General features: G+C 65.1%; 15 protein-coding genes. 9 read left to right on the forward strand and 6 right to left on the reverse strand.

The genetic code is table 11. The annotated features are described in order from the left end of the window. The first annotated feature begins 99 nt into the window (after window positions 1–99). The 4 genes from N8I74_RS12600 to N8I74_RS12615 all read left to right on the forward strand — a co-directional run bounded on the left by N8I74_RS12600 (window position 100) and on the right by N8I74_RS12615 (window position 5,719). Entirely contained in the window at window positions 100–1,005 is a 906-nt protein-coding gene (locus N8I74_RS12600) for a transcriptional regulator GcvA (RefSeq protein ID WP_263123458.1), read from the forward strand. Between the two features lie 264 nt (window positions 1,006–1,269). After that, complete coding sequence (gene acnA / locus N8I74_RS12605) at window positions 1,270–4,092, forward strand: aconitate hydratase AcnA (RefSeq protein WP_263123459.1); 2,823 nt, start codon at window positions 1,270–1,272, stop codon at window positions 4,090–4,092. Beyond that, a complete protein-coding gene (locus N8I74_RS12610; protein WP_263123460.1) occupies window positions 4,089–5,222 on the forward strand; it encodes a PQQ-dependent sugar dehydrogenase in 1,134 nt (377 codons plus the stop codon). Before acnA ends, N8I74_RS12610 begins: the two co-directional genes overlap by 4 nt. Before the next feature lie 50 nt (window positions 5,223–5,272). Then, window positions 5,273–5,719, forward strand: coding sequence for a VOC family protein (locus N8I74_RS12615; RefSeq protein ID WP_263123461.1), 447 nt, complete (start codon window positions 5,273–5,275; stop codon window positions 5,717–5,719). Between the two features lie 33 nt (window positions 5,720–5,752). Here N8I74_RS12615 and N8I74_RS12620 read toward each other — a convergent pair whose 3' ends face one another. Next, a complete protein-coding gene (locus N8I74_RS12620) occupies window positions 5,753–6,208 on the reverse strand; it encodes a DUF4124 domain-containing protein (protein ID WP_308445854.1) in 456 nt (151 codons plus the stop codon). Between the two features lie 1,049 nt (window positions 6,209–7,257). On the opposite strand from N8I74_RS12620, the gene N8I74_RS12625 reads away from it, so the two are divergent. Then, the gene (locus tag N8I74_RS12625) at window positions 7,258–7,695 is read left to right on the forward strand and encodes an ArsR/SmtB family transcription factor (RefSeq protein ID WP_263123462.1); all 438 of its coding nucleotides are present in this window, start codon (window positions 7,258–7,260) and stop codon (window positions 7,693–7,695) included. A gap of 515 nt (window positions 7,696–8,210) precedes the next feature. Here the strand turns inward: N8I74_RS12625 and N8I74_RS12630 are convergent. Continuing rightward, window positions 8,211–8,594, reverse strand: a complete 384-nt coding sequence (locus N8I74_RS12630) for a peptidase associated/transthyretin-like domain-containing protein (RefSeq protein ID WP_263123463.1) — start codon at window positions 8,592–8,594, stop codon at window positions 8,211–8,213. A 229-nt stretch (window positions 8,595–8,823) separates the two neighbouring features. Between N8I74_RS12630 and rlmM the strand changes: the two genes are divergently transcribed. Together rlmM and mscL are read left to right on the forward strand one after the other, a co-directional pair. Next, a complete protein-coding gene (gene rlmM, locus N8I74_RS12635) occupies window positions 8,824–9,915 on the forward strand; it encodes a 23S rRNA (cytidine(2498)-2'-O)-methyltransferase RlmM (protein WP_263123464.1) in 1,092 nt (363 codons plus the stop codon). 55 nt (window positions 9,916–9,970) lie between these two features. Continuing rightward, complete coding sequence (gene mscL, locus N8I74_RS12640) at window positions 9,971–10,402, forward strand: large conductance mechanosensitive channel protein MscL (RefSeq protein WP_263123465.1); 432 nt, start codon at window positions 9,971–9,973, stop codon at window positions 10,400–10,402. A gap of 41 nt (window positions 10,403–10,443) precedes the next feature. Here the strand turns inward: mscL and N8I74_RS12645 are convergent, their stop codons facing one another. Further along, the gene (locus N8I74_RS12645; RefSeq protein WP_263123466.1) at window positions 10,444–11,211 is read right to left on the reverse strand and encodes an HAD-IIA family hydrolase; all 768 of its coding nucleotides are present in this window, start codon (window positions 11,209–11,211) and stop codon (window positions 10,444–10,446) included. 548 nt (window positions 11,212–11,759) lie between these two features. Between N8I74_RS12645 and rarD the strand changes: the two genes are divergently transcribed. Next, window positions 11,760–12,635 carry an EamA family transporter RarD gene (rarD, locus tag N8I74_RS12650; RefSeq protein ID WP_263123467.1) on the forward strand — a complete coding sequence of 292 codons (876 nt, stop codon included), beginning with the start codon at window positions 11,760–11,762 and terminating at the stop codon, window positions 12,633–12,635. A 50-nt stretch (window positions 12,636–12,685) separates the two neighbouring features. On the opposite strand, the gene N8I74_RS12655 is transcribed toward rarD, so the two are convergent. Continuing rightward, window positions 12,686–13,006 carry a nucleotide pyrophosphohydrolase gene (locus N8I74_RS12655; protein ID WP_263123468.1) on the reverse strand — a complete coding sequence of 107 codons (321 nt, stop codon included), beginning with the start codon at window positions 13,004–13,006 and terminating at the stop codon, window positions 12,686–12,688. 58 nt (window positions 13,007–13,064) lie between these two features. Next, entirely contained in the window at window positions 13,065–13,667 is a 603-nt protein-coding gene (locus N8I74_RS12660) for a hypothetical protein (protein ID WP_263123469.1), read from the reverse strand. 133 nt (window positions 13,668–13,800) lie between these two features. On the opposite strand from N8I74_RS12660, the gene N8I74_RS12665 reads away from it, so the two are divergent. Continuing rightward, entirely contained in the window at window positions 13,801–14,646 is an 846-nt protein-coding gene (locus N8I74_RS12665; protein WP_263123470.1) for a 23S rRNA (adenine(2030)-N(6))-methyltransferase RlmJ, read from the forward strand. A gap of 63 nt (window positions 14,647–14,709) precedes the next feature. On the opposite strand, the gene greB is transcribed toward N8I74_RS12665, so the two are convergent. Further along, window positions 14,710–15,270: a transcription elongation factor GreB gene (gene greB / locus N8I74_RS12670; RefSeq protein WP_263123471.1), complete on the reverse strand. Its 561-nt coding sequence runs from the start codon at window positions 15,268–15,270 to the stop codon at window positions 14,710–14,712. Window positions 15,271–15,279 lie beyond the last annotated feature (9 nt).

Consider the following 15,279-nt stretch of genomic DNA (forward strand, 5'->3'; position numbering starts at 1 on the left):
CCGCCGTTACCGGCCTTCCGCCCTGCCCCGCTTCACCCACCGGACCGGGTTCCATGTGGTCACAAGCGGCCAGCGCGCCATCGTCAGCACGGGTGACGCATGAGCCAGGCCCTGCCGCCGCTGAACGCCCTGCCCGCCTTCGAGGCCGCGGCGCGGCTGGGCAGCTTTTCCGCCGCAGCCAACGAACTCTTTGTCACCCACGGTGCGATCAGCAAGCAGATCAAGCAGCTGGAGGCATGGCTTGGTACCCCGCTGTTCGAACGCAAGGGTGGCCGGGTCAAGCTGACCGACACCGGCTGGCGCTATCTGGTGCAGGTGCAGGACGGGCTCGACATCATCGCCAATGCCACCGCGCAATTGCGCGAGCCGTCACGGCAGCGCCGGCTGGTGCTCAATTCCACGCCCACGCTGGCCATGCACTGGCTGCTGCCACGGCTGGCGCGATTCCAGCGCGCGCATCCAGATATCGCGCTGCGGGTGATGACCTCGGACCGCGACATCGGCCGGCTGGAAGCCCCGTTCGATATCGCGATCCGCCGCGGCCCGGGCGATTGGCCGGGCTATGTGAGCAAACCGTTCATGGACGAATGGGAGTTGCCGTTGTGCAGCCCGGCATTGCTTGAGACGACTCCGATCGCCACGGCGGCCGACCTGGCGCAGCATACGCTGCTGCAGGCCGACACCCGTCCCACGGCCTGGCAGCGCTGGCTGACACTGGCCGGCGTGCCCGAACTCAAGCCAGCCGCCACCCAGCAGTTCGACCACTTCTATCTGGCATTGCAGGCGGCCATGGATGGGTTGGGCGTGGTGCTGGGTCCGCTGCCGATGATCCAGCCGGAGATCGACCGCGGGCGGCTGATCGCCCCGCTGCCCGGCCCGCGCGCGCCGGTGCGCGGCTATTGCTGGATCACGCCCCGGACCGCGATGGACGATCCGGCGATCCTCGCATTCTGCCAGTGGCTGGAAAGCGCAGCGCAGGCCGGGCAAGCCGGCGGACCTTCATGACTGCATCGCCGCTAGCCTGCCGGTGAGGCTGGCAGCCCAGCCCATTTCAACCTGTACCGTTGTTACCCAGCCGGGCCGTACCCGCCACGCTCGCTGCAGCACAGTCTACTTTGGGCGGGCCCTACTTTTTGCCGGAACACTGTCGCCGCACCGCTGTTTGGTAAAGATGAACTTGCATCAGCGTCAGCATCGGTAAAGATTGAAACGCATAAAACCCAGCCTTCATCGAGCAGCCCCGCTGCTTGCCACCTTTGGGAGCCTGTCATGCCTCACTCGCTGCACAACACCCTGCAATCGTTCGCCTTGCCCGGGGGCGGAAGCTTCCGCTACTACAGCCTGCCCGCGCTTGAAGCCGCCGGCGTCGGCCCGGTGTCGCGGCTGCCGGTCTCGATCCGCATCGTGCTCGAAGCCGTGCTGCGCAACTGCGACGGCAAGAAGGTGACCGAAGAGCATGTGCGCCAGCTGGCCAACTGGCAGGCCGTGGCCGACCGCGTCGACGAGATCCCGTTCGTGGTCGCGCGCGTGGTGCTGCAGGATTTCACCGGTGTGCCGCTGCTGGCCGACCTTGCTGCGATGCGCAGTGCGGCCGAGGCGGCGGGCAGGAATCCCAATGTGATCGAACCACTGGTGCCGGTGGATCTGGTGGTCGACCACTCGGTGCAGGTCGATGTGTACGGCACGCCCGATGCCCTGCGGCAGAACATGCTGCTGGAGTTCGCGCGCAACCGCGAGCGCTATCAGTTCATGAAGTGGGGCATGCAGGCGTTCGACACCTTCAAGGTGGTGCCGCCAGGGGTCGGCATCGTGCACCAGGTCAACCTGGAGTACCTGTTCCGCGGTGTACAGAACAAGGACGGCATTGCCTATCCGGATACGCTGGTCGGCACCGACAGCCATACCACGATGATCAATGCGGTCGGCGTGGTGGGCTGGGGGGTGGGCGGCATCGAGGCTGAGGCAGCCATGCTCGGGCAGCCGGTCTATTTCCTCACGCCGGACGTGGTGGGGGTGGAACTGACCGGCGCATTGCGCGAAGGCGTGACCGCGACCGATCTGGTGTTGACGGTGACCGAACTGCTGCGCCGCGAGAAGGTGGTCGGCAAGTTCGTCGAATTCTTCGGCGCCGGCACAGCCAGCCTCAGTGTCACCGACCGCGCCACCATCGCCAACATGGCGCCCGAATATGGCGCGACCATGGGCTTCTTCCCAGTGGACGACAAGACCGTGGCCTATCTGCGCGGCACCGGCCGGCTCGAATCGGAGATCGAAGCCTTCGAAGCCTACTTCAAGGCCCAGCGCCTGTTCGGTGTGCCGCAGGCAGGTGAGATCGATTACAGCCGCCAGCTCAAGCTGGACCTGTCCACCATCGTGCCCAGCCTGGCCGGCCCCAAGCGCCCACAGGACCGCATCCCGCTGCCGGAGATGAAGAAGACCTTCGCCAGCCTGTTCAGCGCGCCGGTGGCGAAGAACGGTTTTGGCAAGACCGGGGCGCAGTTGAGCGAGCGCGTCCGGGTCGGCTATGTGGCCGAGCAGCCACCGGCGGACAACCAGCACCACAGCCAGACCGGGCTGCCGCGCCACGAACGGGAGATGATCGACAACCGCCCTACACCCGACCAGGTCGACACCGGGCATGACGTGGGCGTCGACGTGGGGCACGGGGATGTGCTGATCGCCGCCATCACCAGTTGCACCAACACCTCCAATCCCGGCGTGCTGCTGGCGGCAGGGCTGCTGGCCAGGAAAGCGCTGGAAAAGGGGCTCACCGTCAAGCCGCATATCAAGACCAGCCTGGCGCCGGGCTCGCGCGTGGTCACCGAATACCTTGAAAAGGCCGGCCTGCTGCAACCGCTCGCCCAGCTGGGCTTTGCACTGGCGGGCTATGGCTGCACCACCTGTATCGGCAACGCGGGCGATCTGACGCCCGAATTGAACCTGGCCATCGTGCAGCAGGATGTGATCGCGGCTGCGGTGCTGTCGGGCAACCGCAATTTCGAGGCGCGCATCCATCCCAACATCCGCGCCAACTATCTGGCCAGCCCGCCACTGGTGGTGGCGTTTGCCATCGCCGGCACGGTGCATATCGACATGGAACACGATCCGCTCGGGCTCGACCGGGACGGCAACCCCGTCTACCTGCGCGACATCTGGCCCAGCAGCGAGGAGATCAACGCCCTGCTGCCGTTCGCGCTGGACCCGGAGGTATTCCGACGACTGTATCGCGACTTCGCCAAGGATCTGGACCTGTGGAACGCGATCCCGGCGCCGGTGGGTCAGGTGTATTCCTGGCCGGAGTCGACCTATATCGCGTGCCCGCCGTTCTTTGACGGCTTCTCGATGCAGCCGGGCACCATCGGCGATGTCAAGGGCGCGCGTGCGCTGCTGATCCTTGGCGATTCGGTGACCACCGACCACATCAGCCCGGCCGGCTCGTTCGGTGAAGGTACGCCCGCCGGGCAATACCTGCGCGAACACGGGGTCGAGCGTGCCGATTTCAACAGCTACGGCAGCCGGCGCGGCAACCACGACATCATGATCCGTGGCACGTTCGCCAATGTGCGGGTGAAGAACCTGATGCTGCCACCACGCGAGGACGGCACCCGCGTCGAGGGCGGCTTTACGCTGCTGGACGGCCGGCAGGTCAGCGTGTTCGAAGCCGCCACAGCCTACCAGCAGCGCGGCACGCCCACCGTGGTGATCGCCGGCGAGGAATACGGCACCGGCTCCAGCCGCGACTGGGCTGCCAAGGGCACCCAGCTCCTGGGGGTGAAGGCGGTTGTGGCCCGGAGCTTCGAGCGCATCCACCGCAGCAATCTGGTCGGCATGGGCGTGCTGCCGCTGCAGTTCAAAGGCACCGACAGCGCCGAAACGCTGGGGCTGACCGGCACCGAGACATTCGATGTGCTCGGGGTGGATGAGGAACTCAAGCCGCAGCAGGACCTGACGCTGGTGATCCACCGCGCCGACGGCGCCATCGAACACGTGGCGGTACGCTGCCGCATCGATACGCCGATCGAGGTGGACTACTATCGGCACGGCGGCATCCTGCCCTTCGTGCTGCGTGAGCTGCTGCAGGGTGCGGCATGAGTGCGCGCCTGCTGGCAGGCTGCCTGTCGGGGAGCCTGCTCATCCTGTCGCCGCTGGCGCAGGCAGTGCCCAAGCCCACCCAGTCCGATGCCTACACCGTCCAGACCGTTGTCACCGGCCTTGCGCACCCCTGGTCGCTCGCCTTCCTGCCCGACGGGCGCATGCTGGTCACCGAACGTCCCGGCCGGCTGCGCATCATCGGGCGTGATGGCAAACCCGGCGCGCCGGTGGCCGGCATTCCCACGGTGTTCGCCAGCGGCCAGGGCGGCCTGCTCGATGTGGCACTGGACCCGCAGTACGCACAGAACCGGCTGATCTACCTGAGCTATGCCGAGCCGGGTGACAAGGGCGTTGCCGGCACCGCAGTGGCACGGGCCACGCTGCAGGAAGCGGGCGGCCACGCCAGCCTGCAGCAGCTCAAGGTGATCTTCCGGCAGCAGCCCAAGGTCTCGGGCGACAACCATTTCGGCAGCCGGCTGGCCTTCGCGCGGGACGGCACGCTGTTCGTGACGCTGGGCGAGCGCAAGCAGCGCGACAACGCGCAGCAGCTGGGCATGACGCTGGGCAAGGTGGTGCGCATCGCCCCGGACGGCAGCGTGCCGGCCGACAACCCGTTCAAGGCGAAATCGGACGCTCTGCCGCAGATCTGGAGCTATGGCCATCGCAACCCGCAGGGTGCCGCGATCAATCCGGCGGATGGGCAGCTCTGGCTGGTGGACCACGGCGCGCGCGGCGGCGACGAGGTCAACGTGGTGCAGGCCGGCCGGAATTACGGCTGGCCGGTCATCACCTACGGCCGTGACTACACCTGGCTCAAGATCGGCGAAGGCACGGCCAAGCCCGGCATGGAACAACCGCGCCATCACTGGGACCCGTCGATCGCCCCCTCGGGGATGGCGTTCTACACCGGGCAGCGCTACCCCGGCTGGAAAGACAGCCTGCTGGTCGGTGCGCTCAAGGACCGGATGCTGGTGCGGCTTGCGCTGGATGGCGAACGCATCGTCGGTGAGGAGCGCTTGCTCACCGACCTGGAGCAGCGGGTGCGCGACGTGCGCCAGGGACCGGACGGCTGGGTCTACCTGCTGACCGACGCGGACCCTGGCGCAGTGTTGCGTGTGGTGCCCCGCTGATCTGTCCTGTCGGGGCGGCGACACCGCCGCCCCGCCCTTGGAGCCTGACCATGCCCGATCCGCTTGACCCCCTCCTCCGGGACCATCGTCCGATCATCCCCTACCTGTTCGTCCACGACGCCGCTGGCGCACTGGCGTTCTACCAACACGCCTTTGACGCCCAGGTCTGCTCCGTGATGCAGGACGGGGAACGGATCGGACACGCCGAGCTGCGCATCCGCGGCCAGCCTTTCATGCTGGCAAGCGAGTATCCGGAACTGGAGGTGCTCAGTCCCAGGACACGGGGCGGCAGCACTGTAGGTCTACTGCTGTATGTCGACGATGCCGATGCCAGCTTCGCGCGCGCCATCCGGGCCGGCGCACGGGCACGCGATCCGGTTGTGGACAAGCCCTATGGCGATCGCAGCGGTACGCTGATCGACCCGTTCGGCCATCTCTGGTACATCTCGTCGCGCATCACACCACCGTCGCCGCAAGAGGCCACAGCCGATCAATAGGGGCCTTTGCCAAAGGTGCGCATCCAGGGCTGTCTACTGCTGCTCGGACGGCGTGCCGCAGTGCTGCTTGACCGTGGCATCGATCTCGGCCAGCTCACGCTTGCGCTTCTCGTCGTCCATGAACTCGACGTTGCCTTTCTCATTGATCGCCTTGAACAGCTTGTTGTTCTTGAGAAAGCTGGCCCGCTTGAGCGCCGCCTCGCATGCCTGCGGATCCTTCGCGGCTTCCGCCTGCTTCTGCGCCGGTGGCTGCGCGCCCGCCTGCGCCGGCGGTTGGGCGGTCTGGGCTGGCTGGGTCGTGCCGCGATCCAGCGGCAGCGAGCTGACCGGCAGTTCCTTGGTATTGATCACCTGGGCCTTCTTGCCGACCCCGGGCGGTGGCGAATCCGAGTAGTGCACCCGCCCGTCAGCGTCTTTCCATTTGTAGATCTCCGCACCGGCAGATGCGGCCACGCAACACGCCATTGCTAGCAACACGGCTTTTTTCATTTGATCCGTCCCCTTTGGATGCACATGCCCACCACCGGCCTTGCTTGCCGGGCGGCCGGGCACCGATTCAACAGCTGTCTGCACAGCAGGCCCATACGGCGCCCTTGCCGGTCGCGCTGCGGCAATAGACGCAACGGCTTGAAAGCCACGACACCAATCGCCGGAATAGACCACAAACAGTTCGGCGGCACCGCCAAGCTCATGCCATGCAGGTTCCGCCCGAGAGATAACTTACATTATCGCGAGCCTGACTGCATCATGCCCGCCGGCAATCTGCCCAAACGCACCATCCGCGCCCTCTGATGGTATACGGGGTGCCTGATGCAACTGCAACGTGCCCCGCTCAGGCTGCGCCGACCGTGCGCCCGGATCCAGCCTGCCCACAGCGCACGGCCAGCAGATCATGCAACAGCCTCAGCATGGTAACCAGCCGCCCTCGTCGCCATGCCGGTGATCAAGATCGGCCTACCACAACGCATGGCATCGTTGCATATGTTGTAAACGGGCAAAGGCAAGGATAGACCACGCACTCGACGTGCCACCCCTCAGCGCCTGCCGCCCGTTACCGACGCGCCGGTATTTTCCTGTCACCGGCTCTGTGCCCTTGCGAAAGACCTGGAAGCGCTGGGAATACGGTATCAGGATGCGCAATTGGCCGGCCTCTTACGATGTGCTGTTGCCGGTGCAGGCAATTGGCATGTTTTTTGGCCCCGAAACCGGGTATGTTTGATTACGCCTGCCATTGATCCGATTTGCAATTCGCCAAATACCACGAAATGCGTGCTTCAACGATGCGCTGCCCATATCGACAGGCACCTGCAATCCATTAAAACCGCTATTGCAATACCTGCGTCATAACTCGTCCATGCCGTTGGGATCGACACTGGGACGCATTAATGAATTTTAACCCCGGATGCTCAATGAATGCCTTATAAGACTCGGACGCCCGGGGCTTACAGCCGGCGTGCCTGCCATGCATTGCCGTGCCCCTTTACCGAGTTGCCGCAAGGGCAACGGGTTTTTACTCGCCAATTCTCCAGGGAGATCCGATGTCCATACGCCAAGACGGCGTTACTACCGCGCCAGCCGGGCCCGAACCGGTAAACGAAACCCTCACCTTGCTGCAGGCGGATCTTGAATCCGGCCTGTTCAAAGCCCTATCGGAACCCACCCGCCAACGCATTGTTTCAATTTTGTTACAGCATGGGCGCCTTAGCATCATGCAAATCAAGGCATTCTTTCCACAGGATCGCTCCGTGGTATCGCGCCATTTGAAGTTCCTGCGCGAAACAGGTGTGGTTAATTGCACGCAACAGGGGCGTTATGCCTATTACGAGCTCAACAGCTTTGAGGTGATGGGCAAGCTGCAAGGCATCGTCGAACGCCTGGGACGCGTGTTGCAGGCGCACTATCCGGCACAGTGGGAAGAATTCGAAAAGCAGGCCGACCCCGCCATAAAAAAGGACGCTCCGGAGAGCGTCCTGTAAGAGTTGGCATGGCGATACGGTCCATGCCGGAGGGACGGCGCCGTGAAGCACCAAGCTGCGCACTACACCATGAGCCGGTTGAACTTCGCGACGGACCGGCTCATGTTGCAGTGCACATTAAGTGATTTATATATCCTGGCTTGGCTTATCGCAACACGGCCCAGGCGTTTATGTGGCATTGCAACATGATGGCTGACGAACGCGGTCTTCTCACCTGACAATCGGCATCCGCATCACCGTATACCAAGGGCGGACCCGCATTCGCCACGCCACAGCGCCGCCGGCGGGCCGGCGTACCATAAAGCAGACAGGCCTGATGTACAGGCCTGTTGCTGGATGGCTACCCGCGCTGCATCGGCGGCGGTGCACTGTGGGAGTCCTTATGCATGGTCAGTTTGTGCAACCATGAACTGGATGCCAGAAAACCGGCGATCACCATCAACCATAGTCCGACGAGTTTCTTAGCCCACATTGTGCCCTCCTCGCTCGGCCGTCCCCGGCAAGCAATCGATCGACTACCACGTCAGGTGCACCGTACTGGTGCGCTGCCCCTTGATATTGACCGTACGGTCCAATGTCGCGCCGTCCAGGGTGGCCGACACGCGATAGGTGCCTTGCGGCAACTTCACCCACAGATAAGGTCCCTTGGCCTGGGTGTCGAGCACCGTGCTGCCATGGCGGTCTGCAATGGTGACCTGCACCCCGGACAGGTACGCCCCGCTTTTCTCGGTCAGCAGCAGATGCAGGTTGTATTGCGGTTTGACCGCCTGCAACGCGCTGCTTTCCTCATCCCCGATCCCCCCGGTCACGAATTCCGGCGTCTGTGCCGCCCAGGCCGTTGTTCCAACCAAGGCCAGCAGCAGCCCGATCTCGCCCAGATGTTTGCGGATAACACGCATTGATTGACCTCCTTGGCTTTCGGATATAGGTTCATCACCCTCGTTCCAGTTGGAAGCCCCCAGGTTTCATGCAGTTACTGCAAATATTTACCCGCTTCATAAAAAAGCAATACGTAAGCAGCCATACGGCTTCATTTCTCAGCCCGACAGCGTTATGCGTCGGACAAGCGGCAGCATCCGGCATGCCACCGGTACGCTGCCTTGATATCAGTCCGCTCAGGAAATGCGCATGACCCCCGCCACCGCTGTGCTGTTTTATTGCCGCTCCGGCTTCGAGAACGACCTCTACCAGGAATGGCAGGCCCGCAGCGGCCTGCAGGCCCGCTGGGAAAGCGCGGCGGGCTATGCGCTTGCCTTTTTGCAGGAAGAGCCGGAGCCCACGCTGCTGCACACCGACAGCTGGATCTTTGCCCGGCAGGCGCTGCGTGGCATGGCGTTGGTCGAACTGGGCGAACGCGATCGGCTCTCGCCCATCCTGGACGCCATCGCCGCGCTGCCGGCCCACTGGCGCGGCCCCTGGTCAGCGGTATGGCTGGAACACCCGGACAGCGACGAGGGCAAACCGCTGTCGGGCTTTTGCCACCGTTTCACACCGCTGCTCGAACAGGCGCTGCGCGAACGCGGCATGCTTGATCCCACGCGCGACGGCCCCCGCCTGCATCTTTTCTTCACCGGGTTGAACCGGGTGTGGCTGGCCTGCAGCGATCCCGCACACGCCAGCCCCTGGCCGCTGGGCATTGCCCGGGTCAGGATGCCGGCGGAGGCGCCGAGCAGATCGACCCTGAAACTCTCCGAGGCGCTGATGACGCTGGTACCTGACGCGCACGATTGCCTCAAGCCGGGCATGGTGGGCGTGGATCTGGGCGCGGCGCCGGGCGGGTGGACCTTCCAGCTGGTGACGCGCGGCCTGAAGGTCTTCGCCATCGACAACGGCCCGCTCAAGGGCACGATGGCGCTTCATCCATACGTGAAGCATCTGCGTGAAGACGGTTTCCGTTACCGCCCCAGGCATCCGGTCGACTGGCTGGTCTGCGACATGGTGGAACAGCCGGCGCGCGTGGCGAAGCTGATCGCCGATTGGTTCGTGCGCGGCGATACGCGCCATGCCGTCTTCAATCTGAAGCTGCCGATGAAGAAACGCTGGCCGGAGATCGAGCGCTGCTTCGCACTGATCGAATCGGCGCTTGACGAAGCCGGCCTGCGCTATACGCTTGCCGCCAAGCAGCTGTACCACGACCGGGAGGAGATCACCTGCTATCTCGCGCTGCGGCGCAGTGCGGAACGCACCCGGCGACGCAGGCAAGTGCCAGATCGGGTTTGACTGCAGCGACCCGCTCTGCCTACGCTTGCCTTTCACGCATGACCGGGAGCAGTCGATGTTGAAGGAGTTCAAGGAATTCGCCGTACGCGGCAATGTGGTCGATCTGGCCGTGGGCGTGATCATTGGCGCGGCGTTCGGCAAGATCGTCGATTCGCTGGTCAGGGATGTGATCATGCCGCCGATCGGGCTGGTGCTGGGCAAGGTGGACTTCTCGAACCTGTACCTGCTGCTCAAGGAAGGCGACAAGGTGGCCGGCCCCTACGCGACGCTCAAGGCGGCGCAGGACGCGGGTGCGGTCACGCTGAACTACGGGCTGTTCGTCAACGCCGCCATCAGCTTCGTGATCGTGGCATTCGCGGTATTCCTGCTGGTGAAGGGCATCAACAACCTGCGGCGCCAGGAAACGGCGGCAGCGCCATCCGAGCCTGCACCGCCGCCGGAGGATGTGCTGCTGCTGCGCGAGATCCGGGACGCGCTCAAGCAGTAGCGGGCGCGGCAACTGCCGGCGATTGCGGCAGCCGCGACCGTTCACAGCAGATGGGGATCGATCTGCCCGACGTGGTCGAATACGTGCTGCGGCCGGTAGGGGAACTGATCGATCATGTCGCGCGTGGTCACGCCGGAGAGCACCAGCACGGTGCTCATGCCGGCCTCCATGCCGCCGACGATGTCCGTATCCATCCGATCGCCGATCATCACCGCCTCCTCGGGATGCACGCCCAGCTTGCGTGTCGCCAGCGTCATCATCAGCGCGTTGGGCTTGCCGACGATGTATGGCTGCCTGCCGGTCGCGGCGGCAATGGCGGCGAGGATGGTGCCGGCCGCCGGTTCGTTGCCGCCCTCGACCGGATCGATCATGTCCGGATTGGTGCCGATGAACTTGGCCCCCCCGTCGATCAGGCGCACGGCCTTCTTCATCTGTTCGAAGCTGAAGCTGGTGGTCTTGGACACCACCACGTAGTCCGGGTGCGACTCGGAGATCGAGAACCCGACGTTGTACAGCTCGTTGATCAAGCCGCCGCCGCCGACCACGAACACCGTCGCGCGCTCCTTCTGCTGCTTGAGGAACATCGCCGTCGCCATGGCGCTGGTGATGAAATTCTCCTCGGTCAGCCCGCGGATGCCGAGGTATTCGAGCTTGAGCTTCAGATCGAGCGGCGTCTGCTCGGCATTGTTGGTCAGGAACAGGAAGGGGACCTGCTCGGCAAGCAGGCGCTGCACGAATTCATTGGCGCCCGGAATCAGCTGCTTGCCGCGGTAGATCACACCGTCCATGTCGGAAATGATGGCTTTCATTGTCGGAACCTGTTGGCAGGGGTTTCAAGACTGTGTGTTTGGGGATGCGGCGCACCGCGTCGCTGCGCCCGGAATGGCCTGGCCCCGGCGGCTGACCGAAGGCGCCCGCTGCGCCGTGTTGCACTCAAAGGCCAGCGCGGCATGGCCTGCATCGCGCGTCCGGCGGCCCGCCCGTTTTTGCGAAGGCGCGGCTGCGGCGGGCCGGCCGACGGGTCGGGCACCTGCTGTGTGCTGCGCCCCATGGCCGCGCCGCAAGTGTAGCGTGGGCGGCGCCCCGGTATGTCGGCACATCGCGCCGGGATGATCCACCGCAACCCCCGCATGGTCATGCGCTTGGAGCATAGGCCGGGTGCGATTGCCCGTGTTGCGCAATTGTCCCCTCGCACCGCGGCAGCAGGCCGGTCGACCCTGGCGCGGCCTGCCATGGGCGGGCTAGGCTGCATGGGCCACCCGTGCTTCGGCACGGCTCGGCCCGTCCCGCTCGCAAGCGCCCCGGTCACGCCGGGCGTCTATGCTGTCCCTTTTCCCCAACCGTCACCGGAGCCTCTATGCAACGCGGCATTCTGTATGCCTTGTCCGCCTATCTGATGTGGGGATTGCTGCCGCTGTTTCTCAAGGCGCTGCAGGGGATTCCCGCGCCCGAGGTGTTGCTGCACCGGATGGTCTGGTCGCTAGTCTTCCTGGGGCTGATCCTGGCAATACGACGCCACTGGCACTGGCTGGGCGAAGCGTTGCGCCAGCCGCAGCTGCTCGGGCGCTTCACCGCCAGCGCGGTCCTGCTGGCGGCCAATTGGTTCACCTATATCTGGGCGGTGCAGGCCGGCCGGGTGATCGACGCCAGCCTGGGTTACTTCATCAACCCGCTGGTCAGCGTGCTGCTCGGCGTGCTGGTGCTGGGGGAGCGACTGCGGATCGGCCAGTGGCTGGCGGTGGCCGTCGCGGCGGGCGGCGTCGGCTGGCTGACCTGGCGTACCGGATCGCTGCCCTGGATCGCGCTGACACTGGCACTGTCGTTCGGGCTGTACGGCCTGCTGCGCAAGACAGCGCAGTTGGGGGCACTCGAGGGCCTTACGTTGGAGACCCTGCTCCTCTTTCCGCTGGCAGCACTGGCGCTTGGGATGCTGGTTGCACGCGGCGATGCAGCTGTGGTCACGGCCACGGGCTGGGTGCAGCTCTTGTGCCTGATGGCGGGGCCCTTCACCGCGGTGCCGCTGCTGCTGTTCGCGGCAGCGGCGCGGCGTATCCCGCTGTCGCTGCTGGGCATCCTGCAGTACAGCGGGCCGACGGTGCAGCTGTTGCTGGGCATCCTGCTCTGGCACGAACCGTTCGGACGCGACAGCGCCATCGGCTTTGCACTGATCTGGGCGGCGCTGATCCTCTACACCGGCGAAGGATTCTGGGCCACGCGCCGCCGGGTGGGGTAGCCGCCACGCAGCGCGGTGGTGGCAGGCACAGGCCCGGGCTGCCCTTGCGTTCAGCGCGGAACGGCGGGATGTTTGAGTGCGTTCTTGATCATCTTGGCGTGGATGGCGCGCTCCAGGTCGACGCCGAGCACATCGGCAAGCCGCAGCATATAGATCAGCACGTCGGCCATCTCATCCTCCACCGGCTCGCGCCGTACCGGATCGCGGCCCAACTGCTCGGCCTGCTGTGGCGTCAACCACTGGAAGTGTTCGAGCAGCTCGGCCATCTCCACGGACATGGCCATCACCAGGTTCTTCGGCGTGTGATGGGGCAACCAGTCACGCGCCTCAGCGAAGGCGCGGATCTGGGCGGTCAGCTTGGGCAGATCCATGATATGGGCTCGACAAAGGCAAGGCGGTCATCGCACGCCAGCGTTGCTGGGATGGCAATCACACGCTGTTGAGATTGGTGATGAAGGACTGCACGTCCTTGGGCTTGGGCAGGGGCCTGCCCGGGCTGGCGTACACAGTGAGCTTGCCCTGTTCCAGCAATCCGACTTCCAGCCGCCGCTCGCGGGTATCGATCAGGAGATAGGCTGCATCCTGCCCGCCGCGATGCGGCTTGTTGCCGGTGACGTACAGGACCTGCTCCATGCCGATCCGGCCCTGCGTGCCCATATGGGTGCGGAACACTGCCAGCCTGTTGCCCAGCACGCGCTTGAGCTCGGGCATGATGGGACTGACTTCGGCAAACAGACCGATATCGCGCGGATAGCGGCCGACATACTGCTCCAGCACCTGCCAGTCCGGCCCGACCAGTTGCCGGGCCTTGTCCTTGAGCACCCGGCCCTGCTGCTTGACTTCAGCCGCCACGGCACTGGCATCCAGCCCGCGCAGTGCCTCGTCCAGCTGCCGGCTCACCTCGCCCACCGCAGCCCGGGTGCGGGCATCCACCTCGGACGCGGCCTCCTGCCTGGCCGTTTCCACCACCTGATCGCAACCGGCCAGACCCAGTGCCACCCCAAGCGCTGCCAGCATACGCATGGCTTGCATCGCGTTCTCCTTCCAATTTCAACAGCGAGTCGCGGTATCCGAGCCGGGCCGGCCAACGCAAGTTCCCAGCATTATTTGGCAGATGGCGCCAGGCGCGCTACGCTCGCGCCCTGATCCGAATGCCTCTCCAGCCATGCTCAGCTACCGCCACGCCTTCCACGCCGGCAACCACGCCGATGTGCTCAAGCATTTCGTGCTTGCCGAACTGCTTGCCTACCTGAACCAGAAGGACAAGCCGTACTGGTATATCGATACCCATGCCGGCGCCGGGATGTATGCGCTGACCGAAGGCTACGCCACCCGCAACGCCGAGTTCGAGACCGGCATCGCACGGCTTTGGGACAGCGCGGGGCTGCCGGCGCCGCTCGCGCGCTACCGCACGCTGATCGGCGCCTTCAACCCGGCCGGCCGGCTGGCATTCTATCCGGGATCGCCGCTGCTGGCGCAGCGCATGCTGCGTCCTGACGACAGGTTGCGGTTGTTCGAGCTGCACACCACCGACGCCGCCCTGCTGGCCGACAACGTGGCAACAATGGGGCGGCAGGCACAGTGGCAGCAGGCCGACGGTTTTGCCGGATTGAAGGCACTGCTGCCGCCACCGACGCGCCGCGCGGTGGTGCTGATCGACCCTCCCTACGAGGACAAGCGCGACTATGCGCGGGTGACGCAGGCGCTCACCGAGGCGCTCAAGCGCTTTGCCACCGGCGTATACGCCGTCTGGTATCCGTGCCTGACGCGTGAGGAGGCGACAGCGCTGCCGGACCGGCTGAAGAAGCTGCCGGCCAAGGGTTGGCTGCGGGCCGAGCTGCACGTCGGCGCGCCGGCGGCCGACGGCTTTGGCATGCACGGCAGCGGCATGTTCGTCCTCAACCCGCCATATACCCTTGCCGCCACGCTGGAGGAAGTGCTGCCCTGGCTCACCACGCAACTGCAGCGCGATGCGGGGGCGCGGTATGTACTCGAACACCAGGGCGCCTGAGCGCGCCACAGCCCAGGCCGACCGCAGTGGACCCCGGACGGCGCTGCAGCAGCCGGCGCCGCGCTAGTCGAGCGCGCGGTACTGCACCTCGAGGATTTCCAGCGTCTCGATGCCTGCCGGGGTGCGCAGCTGCACGGTATCGCCTTCGCGCGCCTTCAACAACGCCCGCGCCACCGGTGAAGTCCAGCTGATGCGATGACGCTTCAGGTCGGTTTCGTCGATGCCGACGATGGCCACGCGCTCCTCGCGGCCATCTTCACGCAGATAGGTGACAGTGGCACCGAAGAACACCTGGTCGGTGGGCTCGCGCGCCTCGGGGTCGACCACCTCCGCGTTCTCCAGGCGCTTTTGCAGAAAGCGGATGCGCCGGTCGATTTCGCGCAGCCGGCGTTTGCCGTACTGGTAGTCGGCATTCTCGGAACGGTCACCGTTGCTTGCGGCCCAGTTGACCACCTGGGTGACATGCGGGCGCTCCTTGTGCACGAGATCATAGAGCTCGACACGCAGACGGTCCCAGCCAAGCGGCGTCATATAGTTCTTGCTGCCCTGGGGCAGCCGCAGCTCGCTGGGCAGGCTGTCCTCGTCGGCATCGCGATCGTCTTCACGGGTGAATGCCTTGCTCATCGCCGCGCC

This window comes from Chitiniphilus purpureus, from assembly GCF_025642115.1.
GTDB lineage: Bacteria > Pseudomonadota > Gammaproteobacteria > Burkholderiales > Chitinibacteraceae > Chitiniphilus > Chitiniphilus purpureus.

What these genes read in the sequence shown, in the direction of transcription:
- N8I74_RS12600 (WP_263123458.1), top strand. Translation starts at nt 100, where the DNA reads ATGAGCCAGGCCCTGCCGCCGCTGAACGCCCTGCCCGCCTTCGAGGCC.
- acnA (WP_263123459.1), top strand. Translation starts at nt 1,270, where the DNA reads ATGCCTCACTCGCTGCACAACACCCTGCAATCGTTCGCCTTGCCCGGG.
- N8I74_RS12610 (WP_263123460.1), top strand. Translation starts at nt 4,089, where the DNA reads ATGAGTGCGCGCCTGCTGGCAGGCTGCCTGTCGGGGAGCCTGCTCATC.
- N8I74_RS12615 (WP_263123461.1), top strand. Translation starts at nt 5,273, where the DNA reads ATGCCCGATCCGCTTGACCCCCTCCTCCGGGACCATCGTCCGATCATC.
- N8I74_RS12620 (WP_308445854.1), bottom strand. Translation starts at nt 6,208, where the DNA reads ATGAAAAAAGCCGTGTTGCTAGCAATGGCGTGTTGCGTGGCCGCATCT.
- N8I74_RS12625 (WP_263123462.1), top strand. Translation starts at nt 7,258, where the DNA reads ATGTCCATACGCCAAGACGGCGTTACTACCGCGCCAGCCGGGCCCGAA.
- N8I74_RS12630 (WP_263123463.1), bottom strand. Translation starts at nt 8,594, where the DNA reads ATGCGTGTTATCCGCAAACATCTGGGCGAGATCGGGCTGCTGCTGGCC.
- rlmM (WP_263123464.1), top strand. Translation starts at nt 8,824, where the DNA reads ATGACCCCCGCCACCGCTGTGCTGTTTTATTGCCGCTCCGGCTTCGAG.
- mscL (WP_263123465.1), top strand. Translation starts at nt 9,971, where the DNA reads ATGTTGAAGGAGTTCAAGGAATTCGCCGTACGCGGCAATGTGGTCGAT.
- N8I74_RS12645 (WP_263123466.1), bottom strand. Translation starts at nt 11,211, where the DNA reads ATGAAAGCCATCATTTCCGACATGGACGGTGTGATCTACCGCGGCAAG.
- rarD (WP_263123467.1), top strand. Translation starts at nt 11,760, where the DNA reads ATGCAACGCGGCATTCTGTATGCCTTGTCCGCCTATCTGATGTGGGGA.
- N8I74_RS12655 (WP_263123468.1), bottom strand. Translation starts at nt 13,006, where the DNA reads ATGGATCTGCCCAAGCTGACCGCCCAGATCCGCGCCTTCGCTGAGGCG.
- N8I74_RS12660 (WP_263123469.1), bottom strand. Translation starts at nt 13,667, where the DNA reads ATGCAAGCCATGCGTATGCTGGCAGCGCTTGGGGTGGCACTGGGTCTG.
- N8I74_RS12665 (WP_263123470.1), top strand. Translation starts at nt 13,801, where the DNA reads ATGCTCAGCTACCGCCACGCCTTCCACGCCGGCAACCACGCCGATGTG.
- greB (WP_263123471.1), bottom strand. Translation starts at nt 15,270, where the DNA reads ATGAGCAAGGCATTCACCCGTGAAGACGATCGCGATGCCGACGAGGAC.